Genomic DNA, 16,474 nt, shown 5'->3' with positions numbered 1-16,474 from the left:
CGAGGAAGCTCTTGATACCCTTGTTCTCATAGCCATCCCGGATCAGCCGGCCCCGTTCATGCTGAAAAGGGGTCTTGAACCTTCCTTACAACTCTTGCTCACAGCTTCTTGAGGCGGCGACCGGAAACCTCGCACATCTCGCCGGCGTACCTACATCAGTAGCTGGGTGCCGATTGAGGAAGGAAGCAGGATCATGCGCAGGACGAATTGGGCAATTCTGGCGTTTGCGGCGCTCGGAACGAGCTGGATTGTCGGCTCCGCATCGCCGGCGGTCGCCGATCCCTATGATTATCCGTGGTGCATCCAGGGCAAGCAGGAGGGGTATCCCGGCTACTGCGGGTACCAGACCTACCAGCAGTGCCAGGCGGCGGCGTCAGGCCGCGATGCCTATTGCGGCGTCAACCCGCGCGTCGCGTTCAGCCAGCAGCGGATGGCGCCGCGGGCGATCCGCTGAGAGGCGCCAGGACGCAGGCCTTGCGGTCGTCAGGCACGATGATTGCATTGCTAGTGGACGGATAGTTACCCCCTTGGAGAACACATGGGCGAGATCATCAGGTTTGTCTCGAAGTCTGAACGGGAGCGCGCGCGTCTGATCCGCGAGGCCCGGGCGAACTACGAGCGCATCTTTCCATCGGCCGGTTCCACCGACGTGGAAGGCGGGGCGGTCGAGGGCGACGCAGGCGGGGCCTCGTCGAAGTCGTAGCGTGCCGGTCTTGCACCCGAGTCTTGCACCCGAGGGATGGCTGACGCCGCAATGTGGAAACGAATCTGGCAAACTTGGACGATTGACAGGCCGGCCGCGTTTGGCGACTGGCTCTGGCAGGTTCTGGTGGTGGAGCTCGCTGCCTTGCTCGACCGGCTGACGCTGCGCAAGCTGATTGCGCTGATCCCGGTCGTCATCTTGATCGGCGCCTATTGGCACCGGATTCCGCTTCCTCCCGAGTTGATGCTGGTTGGCGATGTGCTGGCCTATATCGACATTTTCTCGATGATCTTCCTGATCGGCTTCTTCACGCGCGCGGCGACCGTGCTGGCCGTCGTCCGCCAGGCGATCGATTCGATCAGCTGGATGCTGCGGCGTCTGCCGACGGCGCTGCGCAGGCTCGATATCCGTCACCGTCGCGCAAGCGACACCATCCGCCGCAAGCGGTCCACGCGCGCGAGCACCGACGAGGAGGACGCCGCTGTCATACCCGGTCTTGCCTGGGCCTAATCCGGGGCGACGTGCGGTGAAGACCGCGAGTGCTCCGCTATCGCGGCTGCCCGGCCTGCTCATCGCCGTCGTCGGCCTGCAGCCGGGCCGGGCTGCGCGCGGAGGCGCCGTCCTGGCTACGCCGCTGCGAACTGGAGAGATCGGTCGCGCCCTGTCGGGATCGATGAAACGCGAGACCCATCTGGAAGCTCCAGACACCGAACAGCACGGCACCTGCCACACAGGCGGCCACGAAGGCCCAATCGCGCTTCTTCATCTGTTCAACAAAGCCAAATCGATGCCGCGCCGGCCGCGGCCCGCTCCAATGAAATGTCTCGCAACGATGCGTGCGAGGCAAGGCTCCGATATCCCAAAGCGATCAGGCGCACTTGTCGATCTGCGCAACTCGGGGCGGGCCGGTCACGGAGCGGTGATTATCAAATCATGCATCCAGAAACACTCGGACCAGATAGTCCGGCCCCCGCAACAATCTTGCCAAACTTTCACTAGGTCGCGGGCGCAGTGAGTTCGACAATGCAGAACCTAATCGGACGAATCGCAATGACCGAACTTGAGGAGCTTCGCTACTTCGAGCACCAGTGCCTGGAGATGGCGAAGCAATCCACGCTGCCGGACGCGCGCCGCGCGCTGCAGATACTAGCGCGCAATTACGCCACCGCGGCCGAGGTCCTCGAACGCCGCGCCCAATCTGCCAACACCGCGCTCGCGCAATTGTTTCGATGCCTGAGGCTGTGACGAGGGGAGGCACCGGCATGGCCCGAGGGCCGTGCAGATAATCCTGGTATAGGGGGGGACAGTCGCTGCGGTCCTACTTCCGCGCGGTCGCATAGAGATCAGTTCCGAACAGCCGGCCTTCGGTCTGAACTCGCCAGTCGCGCGGAATGAGGCCGACAATCGGATGATCCGGCACATTGGTGCGACGGATCGTGTGCTTCTTGAATGCGTTCAACATGCGCGAGAATGCGGTCTTTGAGGCAAGCACGACTTCCGGCGCGACGCGTCCATCAGGGGCGGCGTCGAAGTCGGCCCGGCCATGCTTGTCGAGGGCGAGCGGCTCGTCACTCCCGGCGGCAACCGACCTGACATAGCGCCAGGTCTCGGCGGGGTGTTTCAGCCAGCGCAGATGGCTCGTCGCGCTGTAGACCATGATGATTGCCGTTCCCCCGGGACGAAGGACCCGGTGCACCTCTGAAATCGCTTTCTTCAGATCTCCGGTGTGATGAAGGCAGCCGATCGTCACGACGTGGTCGAAGTTGCCTTCAGGGAACGGAATATCGAGGGCTGAGCCCTGGATCGCTTGCCCCGGCAAGCCGGCCAGCGCAAGTCGATGGCGCAACCAGTTGACGGGACCGGCCGCAATGTCGAGGCCGGTCAATTGCGCGCCCGCGGCCGCAACGGCCTGCGACACCGAACCGTAACCAAGGCCGATCTCGAGAACGGACTTTCCCGCCAGTTGATCGAACGGGATGAAGCGCCGCAGATAGGGATAATACTGGAAAAACCATCGGTCGAAATTGCCGATCGAAACCGCGTCGGAGCCCTCGTAACCATAGAGTTTCGCCGCCTTCGTCCCGCAGACGTGCTGCCAGAATTCCATGTTGTCGGCGTCGAGAGCGGTCTGATTGGTCACCGGAGGGCCTAGCTCACGATCGAGAAATTCGCCGCGGTGACCGTGCTCGCGGTTGCGTTGTTCAACCAGACCGACGTGTACACGACATCGTTTCCATCGCCGCCGTAGATCGAGTCGATACCGATGCCGCCTGACAGATTGTCGTCGCCACCAAACCCATTGACAACGTGATTGTCGTCGCCGCCGACGATGACGTCGTTCCCGGATGTTCCATCGCAAGTCGCCATCGTACCTTCCTTGTTATCGCGCTCGCGCGTGCTCCTGTGCCGCGCCTTGACGCGGACCGCATGCCATCGATGCTAGCTCGATCGATGACGCTGGCCGCAAAGGATGTTGGTCTTGACGTCGCCGGACACGTTCCACACGCGTTAAGCGTTATCGCCGAAAACGAAAGCAAACTTATCTCGCCCCCAGCGCGAGCGGAAGGGCGCCCAATCGCTTGCTGATCAGCGCTCTCCGGCTGAATTGTCACAAACCTGCGATACATCCGTGGCAGCCAGCACGACCGGTTGGATGCCATTCGCTCACCTCGACAGGTTGCCTCGGCCAACTCCTGAGAGGCTCGTACGATCCCTCGAATCTCAGTCCGTGGCGGGCAGCGATTGATCCGACGGAGACCGCGCCGGCGCGGGAAACGTGCCAAGCGATGCGCTCAGTCATCGACTTTCGAGCGAGCGCGGAGACGTCTGGCAAAATTTTCACGGCCCGTGATTCCGCGGTGGAGGCGGTACCGCACCGGACACCGGGTTGTGGACCCGGGGACGCTCAGTTCGATTCCGACAGGCGGGACCAATTCGGGAGTGAAGCTCGAGTGGACGAGCGCCGGTCTCCAAAGCCGGAGGCTCCAGGTTCGAGGCGTGGCGCTCCCGCCACCCTGCATCAGGCTGAATAGCTGTTCAGGAAAGTTCCGATCGTGTTCCTGCAACATGCGCGGACGCCGATCGTTATCTCGGTGCAGTAGAAAGGAGCATGCCATGACGAAGCTTACTTACGCTCTTGCCGCGGCTGCGGCACTCTCGATAGCGGCACCGACCATTGCCAGCGCGCAGGGTGTGGGCGTCTACATCGGCGGCGGCCACGGCTACTACGGCGATCGATATGGTGGCCCGCGCATCGTGTACCGGGAGCACGACCGTGGCTGGCACCGCGGCTGGTATAACCATCATCGGGACTACTACCGGGACCGCGGCTTCATGATCCGCGATCGTGACTGGGACGACTAGCAAGTCCCGAGCACATCTTGCGGTAAACAACGAGGGCCTCGCTTCGGCGGGGCCCTTTTTCGTGGTCCGCAACGCATGTGCCTGCTCGTACAGCTAGGAACTTTGGCTTCTCGGCCAGATTGTCTGGACGGAATTAAGCGGAGGAGGCTTGCATGAACCAGTTGATTTATCTGGTCGGACTGATCGTGGTCATTCTTGCGGTACTGTCGTTCTTTGGATTGCGGTAGGCGCATCATGGACACTGATCGAAGCGTTGCCGACGTCGTCGACAATAAGGGCGGCTTGCGGCTGCAATGGAGTCCGATTTTCGCGGGCGCGCTCGCCGCTTCGGCCTTGTCGCTGATCCTGATCAGCTTCGGAGCAGCAGTTGGATTGGGTGTGAGTTCGAGCTCGCCATCGTGGCGTGATGCATCGGCTGCGCTCGCGCTGCTATCCGGGCTGTTCCTGATCCTTCAGGCCCTGGTGAGCTTTGGCGTAGGCGGCTACATCGCGGGCCGAACGCAACGTGTGATCGGCGCGACGCTGGCCGACGTGGTCGAAAGCAACGACGGACTTCATGGGCTGACCGCCTGGGCGCTCGCCGTTATCGTGGGCGGGACAATCATCGCGCTGGTTGGCCTGTCGGCCGTGCGCCCGGCGGTCCAGAGCCGGCCTGCTGCCACGGCCGCGGAGCCGTTGCTGAGCGTCGAACTCGACCGTCTGTACCGGTCTCTGCGGCGTCCGGCCAATCTCGACATCGGTTACGAGCGGGCCGAGGCAGGCCGCATCCTGCTGACCAGCTCCGGCCACAGCGGCGTCAGCACCGAAGATCGCGGCTATCTGATCCAGCAGGTCGCGGCCGCGACCGGTCTGCCCGCTGCCGAGGCCGAGAAGCGCGTCGACAGTGTCATCGGTGATGCCAAAACCGCCATCCAGCGATCGCGGCGCAGCTCTGTAATCCTCGCATTCTCGGTTGCGGCGGCGCTGTTGTTCGGCGCGGTCGCGGCCTGGGCCGCAGCCTGTGCAGGCGGCCGGCACCGCGACGGCGCGGCGCTGCCGGAGTGGATGGGCGGCACGCCAACGAACCCAGTGCCGGTGGTCTGATGCAACCGTGAATGTGCTTCGATGGAGACGATGATGGCAACGATTTTGGTCATGGATCACACCGGCGACACAAGGCAGCATTTCGATCCCGAGGACAGCGAGCAACTGGCTTGGGCGAATGCGCGCTTCATAGAGCTGACGTCGGACGGCTAGACCGCCGCCGTGCGGAGATCGTCCGGCGAAGCCGCGCTCGTCCGCGCGCTGGATCCGACCGCCGAGGAAACCTTGTTCTATCCCAGGCTGGTCGGCGGCTGACGCCATGATGGCCCGTCTGCGCACCGTGCCTCTGCTGTCCAGGCTGCAGTGCGGCGCCGGCGCGCTGCGTGCGACGATGGCCGCGATCTGGGAGCGCTGGCAGGCTTATGAACGAAAGGAGGCGCGCGGGCTGGCGCTGATGTCCGCATGGTTGTCGCCGGAGCAGCGGTCGCAGTTCGAGAAATGCAACCGCTTCGACGTCATCGGCTCGGAGTCCGGCAAGCGATATCGGATCTGCTACGGCACGTCGACCAATGTCTATGAGATGGACGGCAGCGACCGCGTTGTGCTCGGCTGGTGCTTCCGGCCTGCAGGTTCTCTGGTGGCGGGCGACGTGATGCTTGCCCAGAAGATCGCATTGGAAACCGATGAGCGCGCGACGCTCATGGTGGCGCGGCCATTCCCGAGTTCCTTTCCGCTACGCGCGACGCTTCCTCCCACCCATTAAGCCCACGGTTCGCTCGCCGGCCACAGTGAAGGTGTCCACGTCCTTCCCGGTCCGTGCGGGCAGGCCGATCGAGCGCGCGGCGAACAGATTCTGAAGCATTTGCGCGAGGACTCGCGGATTGAGGCACGTCCCGCACCCGAAGTGCACGTCTCGAAACAGGTCGACATCTGCGATGCTGTGCATCCGATCGTCGAACTGACGGTCAGCGCGAACGCGAAGCCGGCCGATGCGGACGCCGCGAAACAGCGGCTCTTGGACACCGCAATGCTCACCGACGCAGGCGCCACGCGGCCGGGGGCGTCACACGCGCCGGGGTGGGGAACGTCGATCATCCTGCCGGGTTGTCCGATGCCGACTTGCAGTGGACACCGCCATGCGCGCCAACGCCCGACCGTCACTCAGCGTGATCGCCCGATCTTACCTCGCGGACTTGCGACAATGGATTGGGCGTCTGGTGACCGGCTACGCGCTGGCATGCGGCTTCATGCTCGTCGGCGCGGTGTCGCTTCTGGTGGCGATCGGGATCGGAGGTGCCGCGGCCTTCCATGCTCTCGAGCTGCGTTACGGCATCTGGATCGCCTATGCCGCGATCGGGGGCGTCTTTCTCCTCCTCGGGCTGCTGGGGCTGGGGACAGGCCGCGGGCTGCTCGCGCGTCCAGCGCCCGCCGCCCCGCGGCCAAGCCGGCAAGCCGATATGCTCAAGCGAGCGATCGCAGTGCCCGTGGCGGCGCGCTTGATCGCCACCTCGCGGTCGGGAGCAGGGGTAAACGCCGATCTTACCACCCAGGTACTGGCCGCCGCGGCTGCCGCTATGCTCGCCGGCTGGTTTGCCGCTTCGCGTTTCAAGCGTCCGCGCGACGCCATTCAGGACTAGCGATGGCTCCGCGCTCGAATTGGCCGAACGACCTGATGCTAGCTGGTGCAACCGCGCTGGCGACTTTGGCGATCTATCGCCACTTGTTCCGATCGCAGACGCCGCCTGTCCAGGAGCGGGGTGCCGAGCCGGTGCTCATCGAAACGCAAGAGCGTGGACGGTTGGCTCACACGCCGCTTCAGATTCCGGCCGCCGGCTGGAAGGACATTCTGCTGCGTACCTATCAGCAGATCGACGAGGACCGGCTGCTGGCGACCGCCGCCGGCGTCGTGTTCTACGGGCTGCTCGCGATCTTTCCGGCCATCACGGCGCTGGTCTCGAGTTACGGCTTGTTCGCCGATCCGTCCACGATCTCAGCCAATCTGCAAAGCCTGGCGCTGATGCTGCCGGAAGGTTCATTTGCCATCGTCCAGGACCAGATCGCGCGTGTGCTCGCGAAGGGGACCTCGACACTCGGCCTTACCTTTGCCGTCGGTCTGTTGATCGCGATCTGGAGCGCCAACGCTGGAATGAAGGCGGTCTTCGATGCGCTCAACGTCGTTTATGAGGAAAAGGAAAAGCGCGGCTTCATCAAACTCAACCTGATGACACTCACGTTCACGATCGCCGCCCTCTTATCGATTATGCTGATGGTGGGAGCGGTGGTCGTCGTCCCGCTTCTGTTGCAGCAGGTCGGACTGGGCACACGGGCCGAACTCATCATCCGGTTCGGACGGTGGCCCATCCTGGTCGTCCTGCTCCTCGTCGCGCTCGCGGTGCTCTATCGCTACGGCCCGAGCCGAACCAAGCCGCGCTGGCAATGGCTGAGCGTCGGCGCCGTCGTTGCGGCCGTGCTGTGGCTGATGGGTTCGACACTGCTGTCTTGGTACCTTGCGAATTTCGGCGACTACAGCGCGACGTACGGCTCGCTTGGCGCGGCCATTGGCCTGATGACCTGGATGTGGATGTCCGCCATCATCGTGCTGTGCGGGGCGGAACTGAACTCGGAGATCGAGCATCAGACCGTCATCGATTCGACCGAGGGCCGTCGCAAGCCGCTCGGAGCGCGTGGCGCAACAATGGCCGACACGGTCGGCCGGCCGTCATAGCGAGACCGACGTTCGCCGCTGCACCGGCAAGCTTTCATTAACCCGACTCACACAAGGTTCGTTCCAGGCCGTCTGGATGGGCCGCTTGCAGAAGGCCGCCACGCGTAGCAGCGTGGCGGCTTTTTGCGTCTGACAGCGTTACAACAGCGTTACAGGAGACGACCGATGGACTACGGCGCCTTCACCGACGCCAGCTTGAAGATGATGTATGAAGCCGTCCGCGGCGCGCTCGCGGCCGACGATGAATTCGAGGCATACGGCGAAGAGCCAAAATTCCGGGTCCGCTCGACGCCCGAGTGGAAACGGCATGCCGGCAGTCTTGAGGCCGAGATGCTAAGGCGAGGGCTCCAGGTCGACATCATCGACTGGACGGGCGGTCAGGGCGAGCTTCCGCTGACCGACGCCTGAAGTCAGGCCGCAGAAGGTGTGTCGCGCCCGCAACGCCGCAAGAGTTCCGTTGGCGTTGGTGCGTTTCGGACTTCACTGTGTGGCAATTTCCCGATCTAATAATGGCGGACCTGAGGCGAATATTTTTACTTCCAAGGCGTTCATTTTAGGTCAGGTTCAGGAGGCCGCTGTCCAGCGCCAGCGGCCTCTTCGTATTGCTTGAATGATTTTGCTTCATTGATTGCAAAGAGATTGTCCGATGCCCCTGCAGGTGTGGACCGTTGTCGCATCGATCGGCTGGACCGCCATCGTGGGCGTGATGCTGGTCTATATGATTTTCGGACCGAGCTAACGGGATCGAGGCGTTCAGCGGATATGGCTGAGACAGACGGGAACAGGGGCGATGATGGCGTAGCGCCGGCTGCCATCGATTGTCAGCCTGATCCGGCCGACGCGTGAGCGCGAAACGGCATCAACCGTCCCAACGAGCCGCGCGCAGCAGCACGAGCGAATTCTCGTGATGCGGAGTTCTCGCGTTCCAGGTTCCCGAGACGCGAACCCTGCGCCACTGACAAATTGCCGCACTGGGCGAGTTCCGCAGCATCGTCTCGTACTTAATGTCAAGCCGTTGGCCAGGGACTACCTCTAAATCTCCCGCCTAAATTGTCTTTTTCATTGTTCAATCCATCACTGCATATTGAGTGGGGAGATTTTTCATTGCCGCTCCAATCCGCCTGAACGGCCTCGATTGGATTTCCGCCACCTGATCAGCTCGACCCGCTACCTGAGCCCAGCAGCTTTTCGCTGCTGTACGGCGTTCGCATTCCTGGACTCTCGAGCGGTTCATTCTGGTTCGGTGATTAACACGCAGGTTCTTCTGCCGATTTCTGAGTTCTGCAGACTACGCGCATTGCACAGCCACTATTGATGACGGGAAAGCATTTCGCCATGGCAACATTTACAGGCACGTCAGGTCCAGACACCCTGATCGGAACACCCAACGGTTCGAACACAGATGACACGCTGTCGGGACTTGGCGGCGATGACACCCTGATCGGCGGCGATGGCGCCGACTCGCTTGACGGTGGGACCGGAACCGACTTCGCATCCTACAGCGACTCCGGCACCGGGGTTGTGGCAAGCCTGCTGAACCCGGGCAATAACACGGGCTTTGCGGCCGGGGACACCTACACTTCGATAGAAGGGCTGAGTGGCTCGAACTTCGACGATACCTTGATCGGCGATGGCGGTAACAACCTGCTGGACGGCTCGGGTGGGGCAGATTCGCTCGTAGGCGGCTTGGGCGATGACATCTATATTCTTGATAATGCCGGCGATGTCATTACCGAGAATCCGGGAGAGGGCATCGACACCGCGATCGTCATAGGTAACTTCGACTACACACTGGCTGCCAACGTCGACGACCTCCTGTTTACGACTTCTGCGAATGTTTCGGGCACCGGTAACGAACTCGCAAATTTCATCACTGGCGGCGCAGGCGACAACACGCTGGACGGCGGAATTGGCGTCGACACGATGGCCGGTGGACTCGGCGATGACACCTATTTCGTCGACGATGTCGCCGATCTGGTGATCGAGAACAGTGGCGAAGGCACCGACACAGTTCACAGTACCGTCAGCTATACTCTGGAGCAAAACGTCGAGAACCTGATCCTGGAGGGATCGGGTAATCTCGCTGGCACCGGCAACGAGCTCGCGAATGTCATCACAGGCGGCACGGGCAACGACACGCTGGACGGCGGAATTGGCGCCGACACCATGGCCGGTGGGCTCGGCGCTGACATCTATGTTGTTGATAATGCCGGCGATGTCATTACCGAGAATCCGGGAGAGGGCATCGACACCGCGATCGTCATAGGCAACTTCAACTACACGCTCGCTGAAAACGTCGACGACCTCGTGTTTACGACTTCTGCCAATGTTTCGGGCACCGGCAACGAGCTCGCAAATTTCATCACTGGCGGGGCGGGCGACAATGCGCTGGACGGCGGGATTGGCGCCGACACGATGCTCGGTGGGCTCGGCAACGACACTTATTACGTCGACAATGCCGGCGACGTGGTGACCGAGAACCCCGGCGAGGGCACCGACACCGTTCACAGCACCATCGACTATACGCTGACCGCCAACGTCGAGAATCTGATCCTGGACGGCACCGGCAATCTCGCCGGCACCGGCAACGCGCTTGCAAATGTCATCACCGGCAACACGGGCAACAACACGCTGGACGGCGGCATTGGCGCCGACACGATGGCTGGCGGGCTCGGCAACGACACCTATTTCGTCGACGATGCCGGCGATGTGGTGACCGAGAACAGCGGCGAGGGCACCGACACCGTTCACAGCACGATCGACTATACTCTGGGCGCTAACGTCGAGAACCTGATCCTGGACGGCACCGGCAATCTAGCCGGCACCGGCAACGCGCTCGCAAATGTCATCACGGGCAACACGGGCAACAACACGCTGGACGGCGGCATTGGCGCCGACACGATGGCCGGTGGGCTCGGCAACGACACCTACTTCGTCGACAATGCCGGCGACGTGGTGACCGAGAACAGTGGCGAGGGCACCGACACCGTTCACAGCACGATCGACTATACCCTGACCGCCAACGTCGAGAATCTGATCCTGGACGGCTCGGGCAATCTCGCCGGCACCGGCAACGCGCTCGCAAACGTCATCACCGGCAATTCCGGCAACAACACGCTGGACGGCGGGATCGGCGCCGACACCATGGCCGGCGGGCTCGGCAACGACACCTACTTCGTCGACAATGCCGGCGATGTGGTGACCGAGAACAGCGGCGAAGGCACCGACACTGTTCACTCGACCATCGACTATACCCTGACCGCCAACGTCGAGAACCTGATCCTGGACGGCTCGGGCAATCTCGCCGGAACCGGCAACGGGCTTGCAAACGTCATCACCGGCAATTCCGGCAACAACACGCTGGACGGCGGGATAGGCGCCGACACCATGGCCGGCGGGCTCGGCAACGACACCTACTTCGTCGACAATGCCGGCGATGTGGTGACCGAGAACAGTGGCGAAGGCACCGACACCGTTCACAGCACGATCAACTATACTCTGGGCGCCAACGTCGAGAACCTGATTCTGGACGGCACCGGCAATCTCGCCGGCACCGGCAACGCGCTCGCGAATGTCATCACGGGCAACACGGGCAACAACACGCTGGACGGCGGAATCGGCACCGACACGATGGCCGGCGGGCTCGGCAACGACACCTATTTCGTCGACAATGCCGGCGATGTGGTGACCGAGAACAGCGGCGAGGGCACCGACACCGTTCACACCACCATCACCTATGCCCTGACCGCCAACGTCGAGAACCTGATCCTGGACGGATCCGGCAATCTCGCCGGCACCGGCAACGGGCTTGCAAACGTCATCACCGGCAATTCCGGCAACAACACGCTGGACGGCGGAATTGGCGCCGACACGATGGCCGGCGGGCTCGGCAACGACACCTATTTCGTCGACAATGCCGGCGATGTGGTGACCGAAAACAGCGGCGAGGGCACCGACACCGTTCACACCACCATCACCTATGCCCTGACCGCCAACGTCGAGAATCTGATCCTGGACGGATCCGGTAATCTCACCGGCAGCGGCAACGCATTGAACAATGTTTTGACAGGCAACGCCGGCAACAATTCCCTCTACGGCAACGACGGCAATGATACCGCCTACGGAGGGGCTGGAGCTGACATCCTCGTTCTCGGCAACGGCGACGACTATGGCGATGCCGGCGACGGCAACGACTACATCTATGCCGGAGCCGGCAATGACGTTCTGATCGGCGGCGCCGGTCTCGACGTTCTGCTGGGAGAGGACGGCAATGATGTGGAGTATGGCGGTTCCGGCTTCAACTATCTGTTCGGCGGCGCCGGCACCGACACCTTGATTGGCTCGGGAGGGACTGCCGCGAGCGATGTCAACGTGATGTACGGCGAAGCAGGTGCCGACTACCTCTATGGCGGGCAAGGCACCAACTACTTCTACGGCGGCACCGGCGTCGATACGATGTTCGGCGGTTCGGGCCTGAACATCTTCATCTCGTCGGGCGAGACCGACGGCAACGTCATCTACGGCGGTTCTGGCCAAAACTATGTCTACGGCTCCAACGGCGGCGACACGGTGACCGGCGGCAGCGGCGTCGACGTGTTCCTGATGGGCACCGGAGCCGACAACATCACTGGCGGCGGCGGGGTCGACTATGCCTGGGGGGGCGCTGGCGCGGATACCTTCAACATCAGCGACTCCAGCCAGGAGATCATGGTCATCCAGGACTTCAATACAGGCGGAGTGAATGACTTCGTGCGTTTCGCGGGCACATCGCTGCATTCATTCGCCGATGTCCAGGCCCACGAGACCTACGTTGCCGGGATCAACACCACGATCATCACCGACGCCGCGGGCAGCGCGGTTTGGCTGATCGGCGTCGCGCCGGGACAGCTGGACGCGAGCATGTTCAAGTTCAGCTGAGGACCGACGCCGTGATCGCTTGAACTTGATCGTCCAACGTACAAAAGAAGGCCGCCCGTCGAGGCGGCCTTCCTGTTTTCAAACGTCTAGCGCTGGGCCGTGAATTCCCGGTGCCGATAGCGCGGCGAGGATCACGCCCATCAACGTATCCCTCCATTGAGGGCCGCCTTGTTTGACGGACGCGAGCGCTGCAGGTCCTAGGGGTAATCCTAGGAGAAGCGCTATGACGATTTCGCGGGCAGAGGTGATCACATCGGTCGAGCGGCGGCGTCGGTGGTCACAGGATGAGAAGGAACGGCTAGTTGCAGCATCGTTCGAGCCCGGAGCCACTGTTTCCGAGGTGGCTCGCATGGCCGGCCTTCATGTGAGCCAGCTGTTCAGGTGGCGCAAAGAGCTTTGCAAGCACGGTGAAACGAGTGTAGCGCCGTTGGTGCCGGTCGAGATTGGGCCGTCTGTGCCGCCGCGGGATGTGGCCGAAGCGCCATTGACGACGGCGCCGGCGCGTCGACGGAGGAGCCAGGGCATCATCGAGATTGATCTCGGTAGCGGACACCGCATCCGGGTCGACGGTGACGTTGATGGAGACGCGCTGCGGCGAGTTCTCGATGCCCTGGTGCGCCGATGATCCCGGTTCCGACAGGCGCGCGAGTGTGGCTCGCGACAGGCTACACGGATATGCGCAGAGGCTTTCCGTCGTTGGCACTCCAAGTGCAGGAGGTGTTGCGCAAAGACCCGCTCAGCGGTCATCTGTTCGTCTTCCGCGGTCGCCGCAGCGATCTTGTGAAGATGATCTGGCACGATGGCCAGGGAGCATGCTTGTTTACCAAAAGACTCGAGAGAGGAAGGTTCATCTGGCCATCGGTTGCCGGTGAATCGGTAACGATCTCTCCGGCGCAATTGAGCTATCTGTTGTCCGGGATCGATTGGCGCAACCCTCAAGAAACCCAGCGTCCGACGCGGGTCGGTTAGTCGTTTTGCAGGTTTGAATCTGCTGCTTGATCTGATTCAATGGCTTCGTGATATCAAAGCCGGACGATCTTCCATCGGACCTTGTCAGTGCCCTGGCGGCGCTGCAGGCCGAGCGTGAGGCGCGGCTGCGAGCTGAGGCGATGGCTGCCAGCGCGCAGGCGGAGCTGTCGAACAACGAGGCGCTGGTCGCGCATCTCGAGCGTATCCGTCCGAGGGCGGCCGTCTTGCGAGTTTTTCCGATCTGTAGCTGACTGTCCTTATGGACGTACATAAGGACAGTGCGGTGCTGAGCCGCATGGATTTGGTGGAGACCGGTCGGCGGCGACGCTGGACGCGTGCGGAGAAGCTCAGAATCGTAGAGGAGAGCTTCTCGGGGCCACGACTGGTGTCGGCGACGGCTCGCCGGTATGGGATATCACGTCAGCTTCTGCTGAGCTGGCGCAAGGCTTGGACCTGTCATGATCCGGCCGAAGAGGATTCGATCGGCCCGACATTCGTCCCTGCGATAGTTGCGGCAAGTACGCCGCCAACGACGGAAGCTGTCGAGACAGGTCAGATCGAAATCGTGAGCCCTCAGGGGCTGCGCGTGGTCTTCGGCCCCGGTGCGGATATCGAGGCGGTCGTTCGAATTGCTCGGGGCCTGGCGCGCCGATGATCCCGATCCCGACGGGCGTGCGGGTGTGGCTGGCGACGGGCCATACCGACATGCGGTGCGGCTTTCCGAGCCTGGCTCTGCGCGTGCAGGAAGTGCTCAAGCGCGACGCCATGGGCGGCGGTCTTTTCTGCTTCCGGGGCAAACGCGGTGATCTATTGAAGGTCATTTGGCACGATGGCCAGGGCGCCTGCTTGTTCACCAAAAGACTCGAGAGAGGCAGGTTCATCTGGCCATCGGTTGCTGGTGAATCGGTAACGATCTCTCCGGCGCAGTTGAGCTATCTGTTGTCCGGGATCGATTGGCGCAACCCTCAAGAAACCCAGCGTCCGACGCGGGTCGGATAGTCGTTTTACGGTTTGAATCTGCGGCTCGATCTGATTCAATGGCTCCATGATATCGAAGCCGGATGATCTTCCATCGGACCTTGTCAGTGCCCTGGCGGCGCTGCAGGCCGAGCGTGAGGCGCGACAGAAAGCCGAGGCGAAGGCCGCCAACTGGCAGGCGCAAGCCGCGAATGCGCAGGCGAAACTGTCGGATACCGAGGCGCTGATCGCTCATCTCGAGTTGCGCATCGAGAAGCTGAAACGCGAACTGTACGGGCAGCGCTCCGAGCGCACGGCGCGGCTGCTCGAGCAGTTGGAACTGGAGCTCGAAGACCTCGTCGCCACGGCGAGCGAGGATGAGCTTGCGGCGCAGGCCGCAGCGGCGAAGACGCAGAACGTCCGCCCCTTCACGCGCAAGCGGCCGGTGCGCAAGCCTTGGCCGGACGACATCGAACACGAGCGCGTCGTCATTGACGCTCCGACGAGCTGCGCCTGCTGCGGCGGATCGCGGCTGGCGAAGGTCGGCGAGGATGTGACCAAGACGCTGGAGGAGATCCCGCGTCGCTTCAAGGTCATCGAAACAGTGCGCGAGAAGTTCACCTGCCGCGATTGCGAGAAGATCAGCCAGCCGCCTGCGCCGTTCCATGCCACGCCGCGCGGCTTCATCGGCCCACAATTGCTGGCGACGATCCTGTTCGACAAGTTCGGCATGCATATCCCGCTCAACCGCCAGAGTGCGCGCTTTAAGGCCGAGAGGATCGATTTGCCGCTGTCGACGCTGGCCGACCAGGTCGGCCACGGGACCTTCGCCGTCATGCCACTCTTCCACTTGATCGAACGCCATGTGCTCGCTGCTGAGCGCCTTCATGGCGATGACACCACCATCCGTATCCTGGCGAAGGGCAAGTGCACGACCGGGCGGATCTGGACTTATGTGCGGGATAACCGGCCCTTTGCCGGGCCTGCGCCGCCGGCGGCGGTCTATTACGCCTCGAGCGACCGACGAGGCGAGCATCCGCAGAAGCATCTGGCCGCCTTCGCCGGCATCCTGCAAGCCGATTGCTACAACGGCTTCGAGCCACTGTTCGACCCGCAGAAGAAGGTGCTGCCGATTACGCCGGCGTTTTGCTTCGCCCATGCGCGGCGGGGCTTCTTCGAGCTGGCTGACATCGAGAAGAATGCCCGGGAAGGCAAGAGAGGTAAACCGGTCTCTCCGATCGCGCTGGAGGCGGTCAGGCGCCTGGATGTGTTGTTCGAGATCGAGCGCGCCATTAACGGCTGCGGCGCCGAAGAGCGGCGCGCCGTGCGCCAGGAAAAGAGCAAGCCGCTCCTCGGGGACATGCACGCCTGGTTGCTGCGTGAGCGCGAAACCCTCTCTCGCTCCTCCGAGGTCCTGAAGCCTATGAATTACATGCTCAGGCGCTGGGACGACTTCGCCCGCTTCCTCGACGATGGCAGGATCTGCTTGACCAACAATTGTGCTGAGCGCGCATTGAGAGGCATCGCCTTGGGAAGGCGCAACTGGACCTTCGCCGGCAGCCAGCGTGGTGCCGACCGTGCCGCCATCATGCTGACGATGATCACGACCTGTCGTCTCAACGACGTCGATCCGAAAGCCTGGCTCGCCGACGTCCTCGCCCGTATCGCCGATCTTCCCGCATCGCGTCTGCACGAATTGCTGCCCTGGGAATGGAAGCTCCTGCGCCAAGCCGACAAGCCCGCCGATCAGCAGGCCGCCTGACCTTCACGCAACGCCATCATAGAGCTCGCCGTACCCGCGCGCATGCGTCCATCAC

20 protein-coding genes, 1 tRNA gene and 1 pseudogene are annotated in these 16,474 nt (G+C 62.6%); 19 read left to right on the top strand and 3 right to left on the bottom strand.

Annotated features, from left to right (window positions below; translation table 11 throughout):
* Positions 1-193: 193 nt before the first annotated feature.
* The 3 genes from HAP48_RS38720 to HAP48_RS38710 all read left to right on the top strand — a co-directional run bounded on the left by HAP48_RS38720 (position 194) and on the right by HAP48_RS38710 (position 1,213).
* Positions 194-454 (top strand): DUF3551 domain-containing protein, encoded by a 261-nt coding sequence (locus HAP48_RS38720; RefSeq protein WP_166205115.1) that lies wholly within the window; start codon positions 194-196, stop codon positions 452-454.
* Between the two features lie 84 nt (positions 455-538).
* Positions 539-703: a hypothetical protein gene (locus HAP48_RS38715; RefSeq protein ID WP_166202833.1), complete on the top strand. Its 165-nt coding sequence runs from the start codon at positions 539-541 to the stop codon at positions 701-703.
* Between the two features lie 36 nt (positions 704-739).
* Complete coding sequence (locus HAP48_RS38710) at positions 740-1,213, top strand: hypothetical protein (protein ID WP_224496777.1); 474 nt, start codon at positions 740-742, stop codon at positions 1,211-1,213.
* Between the two features lie 37 nt (positions 1,214-1,250).
* On the opposite strand, the gene HAP48_RS38705 is transcribed toward HAP48_RS38710, so the two are convergent.
* Positions 1,251-1,469: a hypothetical protein gene (locus HAP48_RS38705; protein WP_166205114.1), complete on the bottom strand. Its 219-nt coding sequence runs from the start codon at positions 1,467-1,469 to the stop codon at positions 1,251-1,253.
* Positions 1,470-1,753: 284 nt separating this feature from the next.
* Between HAP48_RS38705 and HAP48_RS38700 the strand changes: the two genes are divergently transcribed.
* Positions 1,754-1,948 carry a hypothetical protein gene (locus tag HAP48_RS38700; RefSeq protein WP_029082614.1) on the top strand — a complete coding sequence of 65 codons (195 nt, stop codon included), beginning with the start codon at positions 1,754-1,756 and terminating at the stop codon, positions 1,946-1,948.
* Positions 1,949-2,021: 73 nt separating this feature from the next.
* Here the strand turns inward: HAP48_RS38700 and HAP48_RS38695 are convergent, their stop codons facing one another.
* Together HAP48_RS38695 and HAP48_RS38690 are read right to left on the bottom strand one after the other, a co-directional pair.
* Positions 2,022-2,843: a class I SAM-dependent methyltransferase gene (locus tag HAP48_RS38695; protein WP_166205113.1), complete on the bottom strand. Its 822-nt coding sequence runs from the start codon at positions 2,841-2,843 to the stop codon at positions 2,022-2,024.
* Positions 2,844-2,851: 8 nt separating this feature from the next.
* A complete protein-coding gene (locus HAP48_RS38690) occupies positions 2,852-3,070 on the bottom strand; it encodes a calcium-binding protein (RefSeq protein WP_166205112.1) in 219 nt (72 codons plus the stop codon).
* Between the two features lie 569 nt (positions 3,071-3,639).
* Between HAP48_RS38690 and HAP48_RS38685 the strand changes: the two genes are divergently transcribed.
* From HAP48_RS38685 to tnpC, 15 genes and pseudogenes are all read left to right on the top strand, one after another.
* Positions 3,640-3,715, top strand: a tRNA-Trp gene (locus tag HAP48_RS38685).
* A gap of 102 nt (positions 3,716-3,817) precedes the next feature.
* A complete protein-coding gene (locus HAP48_RS38680) occupies positions 3,818-4,066 on the top strand; it encodes a hypothetical protein (RefSeq protein WP_166205111.1) in 249 nt (82 codons plus the stop codon).
* A gap of 234 nt (positions 4,067-4,300) precedes the next feature.
* Positions 4,301-5,149, top strand: a complete 849-nt coding sequence (locus tag HAP48_RS38675; protein ID WP_166205110.1) for a hypothetical protein — start codon at positions 4,301-4,303, stop codon at positions 5,147-5,149.
* Positions 5,150-5,182: 33 nt separating this feature from the next.
* Positions 5,183-5,404: pseudogene (locus tag HAP48_RS38670) on the top strand (hypothetical protein).
* 4 nt (positions 5,405-5,408) lie between these two features.
* Positions 5,409-5,852 carry a hypothetical protein gene (locus tag HAP48_RS38665; RefSeq protein WP_224496776.1) on the top strand — a complete coding sequence of 148 codons (444 nt, stop codon included), beginning with the start codon at positions 5,409-5,411 and terminating at the stop codon, positions 5,850-5,852.
* A gap of 373 nt (positions 5,853-6,225) precedes the next feature.
* Positions 6,226-6,726, top strand: a complete 501-nt coding sequence (locus tag HAP48_RS38660) for a hypothetical protein (protein WP_210292741.1) — start codon at positions 6,226-6,228, stop codon at positions 6,724-6,726.
* A gap of 2 nt (positions 6,727-6,728) precedes the next feature.
* Positions 6,729-7,814, top strand: coding sequence for a YihY/virulence factor BrkB family protein (locus HAP48_RS38655; protein ID WP_166205108.1), 1,086 nt, complete (start codon positions 6,729-6,731; stop codon positions 7,812-7,814).
* A 165-nt stretch (positions 7,815-7,979) separates the two neighbouring features.
* Positions 7,980-8,222 (top strand): hypothetical protein, encoded by a 243-nt coding sequence (locus HAP48_RS38650; protein WP_166205107.1) that lies wholly within the window; start codon positions 7,980-7,982, stop codon positions 8,220-8,222.
* A gap of 927 nt (positions 8,223-9,149) precedes the next feature.
* Positions 9,150-12,731, top strand: a complete 3,582-nt coding sequence (locus HAP48_RS38645) for a beta strand repeat-containing protein (RefSeq protein WP_166205106.1) — start codon at positions 9,150-9,152, stop codon at positions 12,729-12,731.
* Between the two features lie 223 nt (positions 12,732-12,954).
* Positions 12,955-13,356, top strand: coding sequence for an IS66-like element accessory protein TnpA (tnpA, locus tag HAP48_RS50255; protein ID WP_166205105.1), 402 nt, complete (start codon positions 12,955-12,957; stop codon positions 13,354-13,356).
* Complete coding sequence (gene tnpB, locus HAP48_RS38635) at positions 13,353-13,700, top strand: IS66 family insertion sequence element accessory protein TnpB (protein ID WP_165124204.1); 348 nt, start codon at positions 13,353-13,355, stop codon at positions 13,698-13,700. The genes tnpA (HAP48_RS50255) and tnpB (HAP48_RS38635) overlap by 4 nt, the downstream gene beginning before the upstream one ends.
* A 47-nt stretch (positions 13,701-13,747) precedes the next feature.
* Complete coding sequence (locus tag HAP48_RS38630) at positions 13,748-13,951, top strand: hypothetical protein (RefSeq protein ID WP_166202830.1); 204 nt, start codon at positions 13,748-13,750, stop codon at positions 13,949-13,951.
* A gap of 8 nt (positions 13,952-13,959) precedes the next feature.
* Positions 13,960-14,355 (top strand): IS66-like element accessory protein TnpA, encoded by a 396-nt coding sequence (gene tnpA, locus HAP48_RS38625; protein WP_166204038.1) that lies wholly within the window; start codon positions 13,960-13,962, stop codon positions 14,353-14,355.
* Positions 14,352-14,699 carry an IS66 family insertion sequence element accessory protein TnpB gene (gene tnpB / locus HAP48_RS38620; RefSeq protein ID WP_063676425.1) on the top strand — a complete coding sequence of 116 codons (348 nt, stop codon included), beginning with the start codon at positions 14,352-14,354 and terminating at the stop codon, positions 14,697-14,699. The genes tnpA (HAP48_RS38625) and tnpB (HAP48_RS38620) overlap by 4 nt, the downstream gene beginning before the upstream one ends.
* A gap of 46 nt (positions 14,700-14,745) precedes the next feature.
* Positions 14,746-16,419: an IS66 family transposase gene (gene tnpC / locus HAP48_RS38615; RefSeq protein ID WP_166204039.1), complete on the top strand. Its 1,674-nt coding sequence runs from the start codon at positions 14,746-14,748 to the stop codon at positions 16,417-16,419.
* Positions 16,420-16,474 lie beyond the last annotated feature (55 nt).

It is taken from the genome of Bradyrhizobium septentrionale (assembly GCF_011516645.4).
In the GTDB taxonomy this organism is placed as follows: Bacteria; Pseudomonadota; Alphaproteobacteria; order Rhizobiales; family Xanthobacteraceae; genus Bradyrhizobium; species Bradyrhizobium septentrionale.
Note: the sequence above shows the minus strand (reverse complement) of the source record. Positions and strands in the feature narration are given on the sequence as shown.

Bases quoted from the DNA above. Each gene is read 5' to 3' on its own strand.
- HAP48_RS38720 (WP_166205115.1), top strand. From the start codon at position 194: ATGCGCAGGACGAATTGGGCAATTCTGGCGTTTGCGGCGCTCGGAACG.
- HAP48_RS38715 (WP_166202833.1), top strand. From the start codon at position 539: ATGGGCGAGATCATCAGGTTTGTCTCGAAGTCTGAACGGGAGCGCGCG.
- HAP48_RS38710 (WP_224496777.1), top strand. From the start codon at position 740: ATGGCTGACGCCGCAATGTGGAAACGAATCTGGCAAACTTGGACGATT.
- HAP48_RS38705 (WP_166205114.1), bottom strand. From the start codon at position 1,469: ATGAAGAAGCGCGATTGGGCCTTCGTGGCCGCCTGTGTGGCAGGTGCC.
- HAP48_RS38700 (WP_029082614.1), top strand. From the start codon at position 1,754: ATGACCGAACTTGAGGAGCTTCGCTACTTCGAGCACCAGTGCCTGGAG.
- HAP48_RS38690 (WP_166205112.1), bottom strand. From the start codon at position 3,070: ATGGCGACTTGCGATGGAACATCCGGGAACGACGTCATCGTCGGCGGC.
- HAP48_RS38680 (WP_166205111.1), top strand. From the start codon at position 3,818: ATGACGAAGCTTACTTACGCTCTTGCCGCGGCTGCGGCACTCTCGATA.
- HAP48_RS38675 (WP_166205110.1), top strand. From the start codon at position 4,301: ATGGACACTGATCGAAGCGTTGCCGACGTCGTCGACAATAAGGGCGGC.
- HAP48_RS38665 (WP_224496776.1), top strand. From the start codon at position 5,409: ATGATGGCCCGTCTGCGCACCGTGCCTCTGCTGTCCAGGCTGCAGTGC.
- HAP48_RS38660 (WP_210292741.1), top strand. From the start codon at position 6,226: ATGCGCGCCAACGCCCGACCGTCACTCAGCGTGATCGCCCGATCTTAC.
- HAP48_RS38655 (WP_166205108.1), top strand. From the start codon at position 6,729: ATGGCTCCGCGCTCGAATTGGCCGAACGACCTGATGCTAGCTGGTGCA.
- HAP48_RS38650 (WP_166205107.1), top strand. From the start codon at position 7,980: ATGGACTACGGCGCCTTCACCGACGCCAGCTTGAAGATGATGTATGAA.
- HAP48_RS38645 (WP_166205106.1), top strand. From the start codon at position 9,150: ATGGCAACATTTACAGGCACGTCAGGTCCAGACACCCTGATCGGAACA.
- tnpA (WP_166205105.1), top strand. From the start codon at position 12,955: ATGACGATTTCGCGGGCAGAGGTGATCACATCGGTCGAGCGGCGGCGT.
- tnpB (WP_165124204.1), top strand. From the start codon at position 13,353: ATGATCCCGGTTCCGACAGGCGCGCGAGTGTGGCTCGCGACAGGCTAC.
- tnpA (WP_166204038.1), top strand. From the start codon at position 13,960: ATGGACGTACATAAGGACAGTGCGGTGCTGAGCCGCATGGATTTGGTG.
- tnpB (WP_063676425.1), top strand. From the start codon at position 14,352: ATGATCCCGATCCCGACGGGCGTGCGGGTGTGGCTGGCGACGGGCCAT.
- tnpC (WP_166204039.1), top strand. From the start codon at position 14,746: ATGATATCGAAGCCGGATGATCTTCCATCGGACCTTGTCAGTGCCCTG.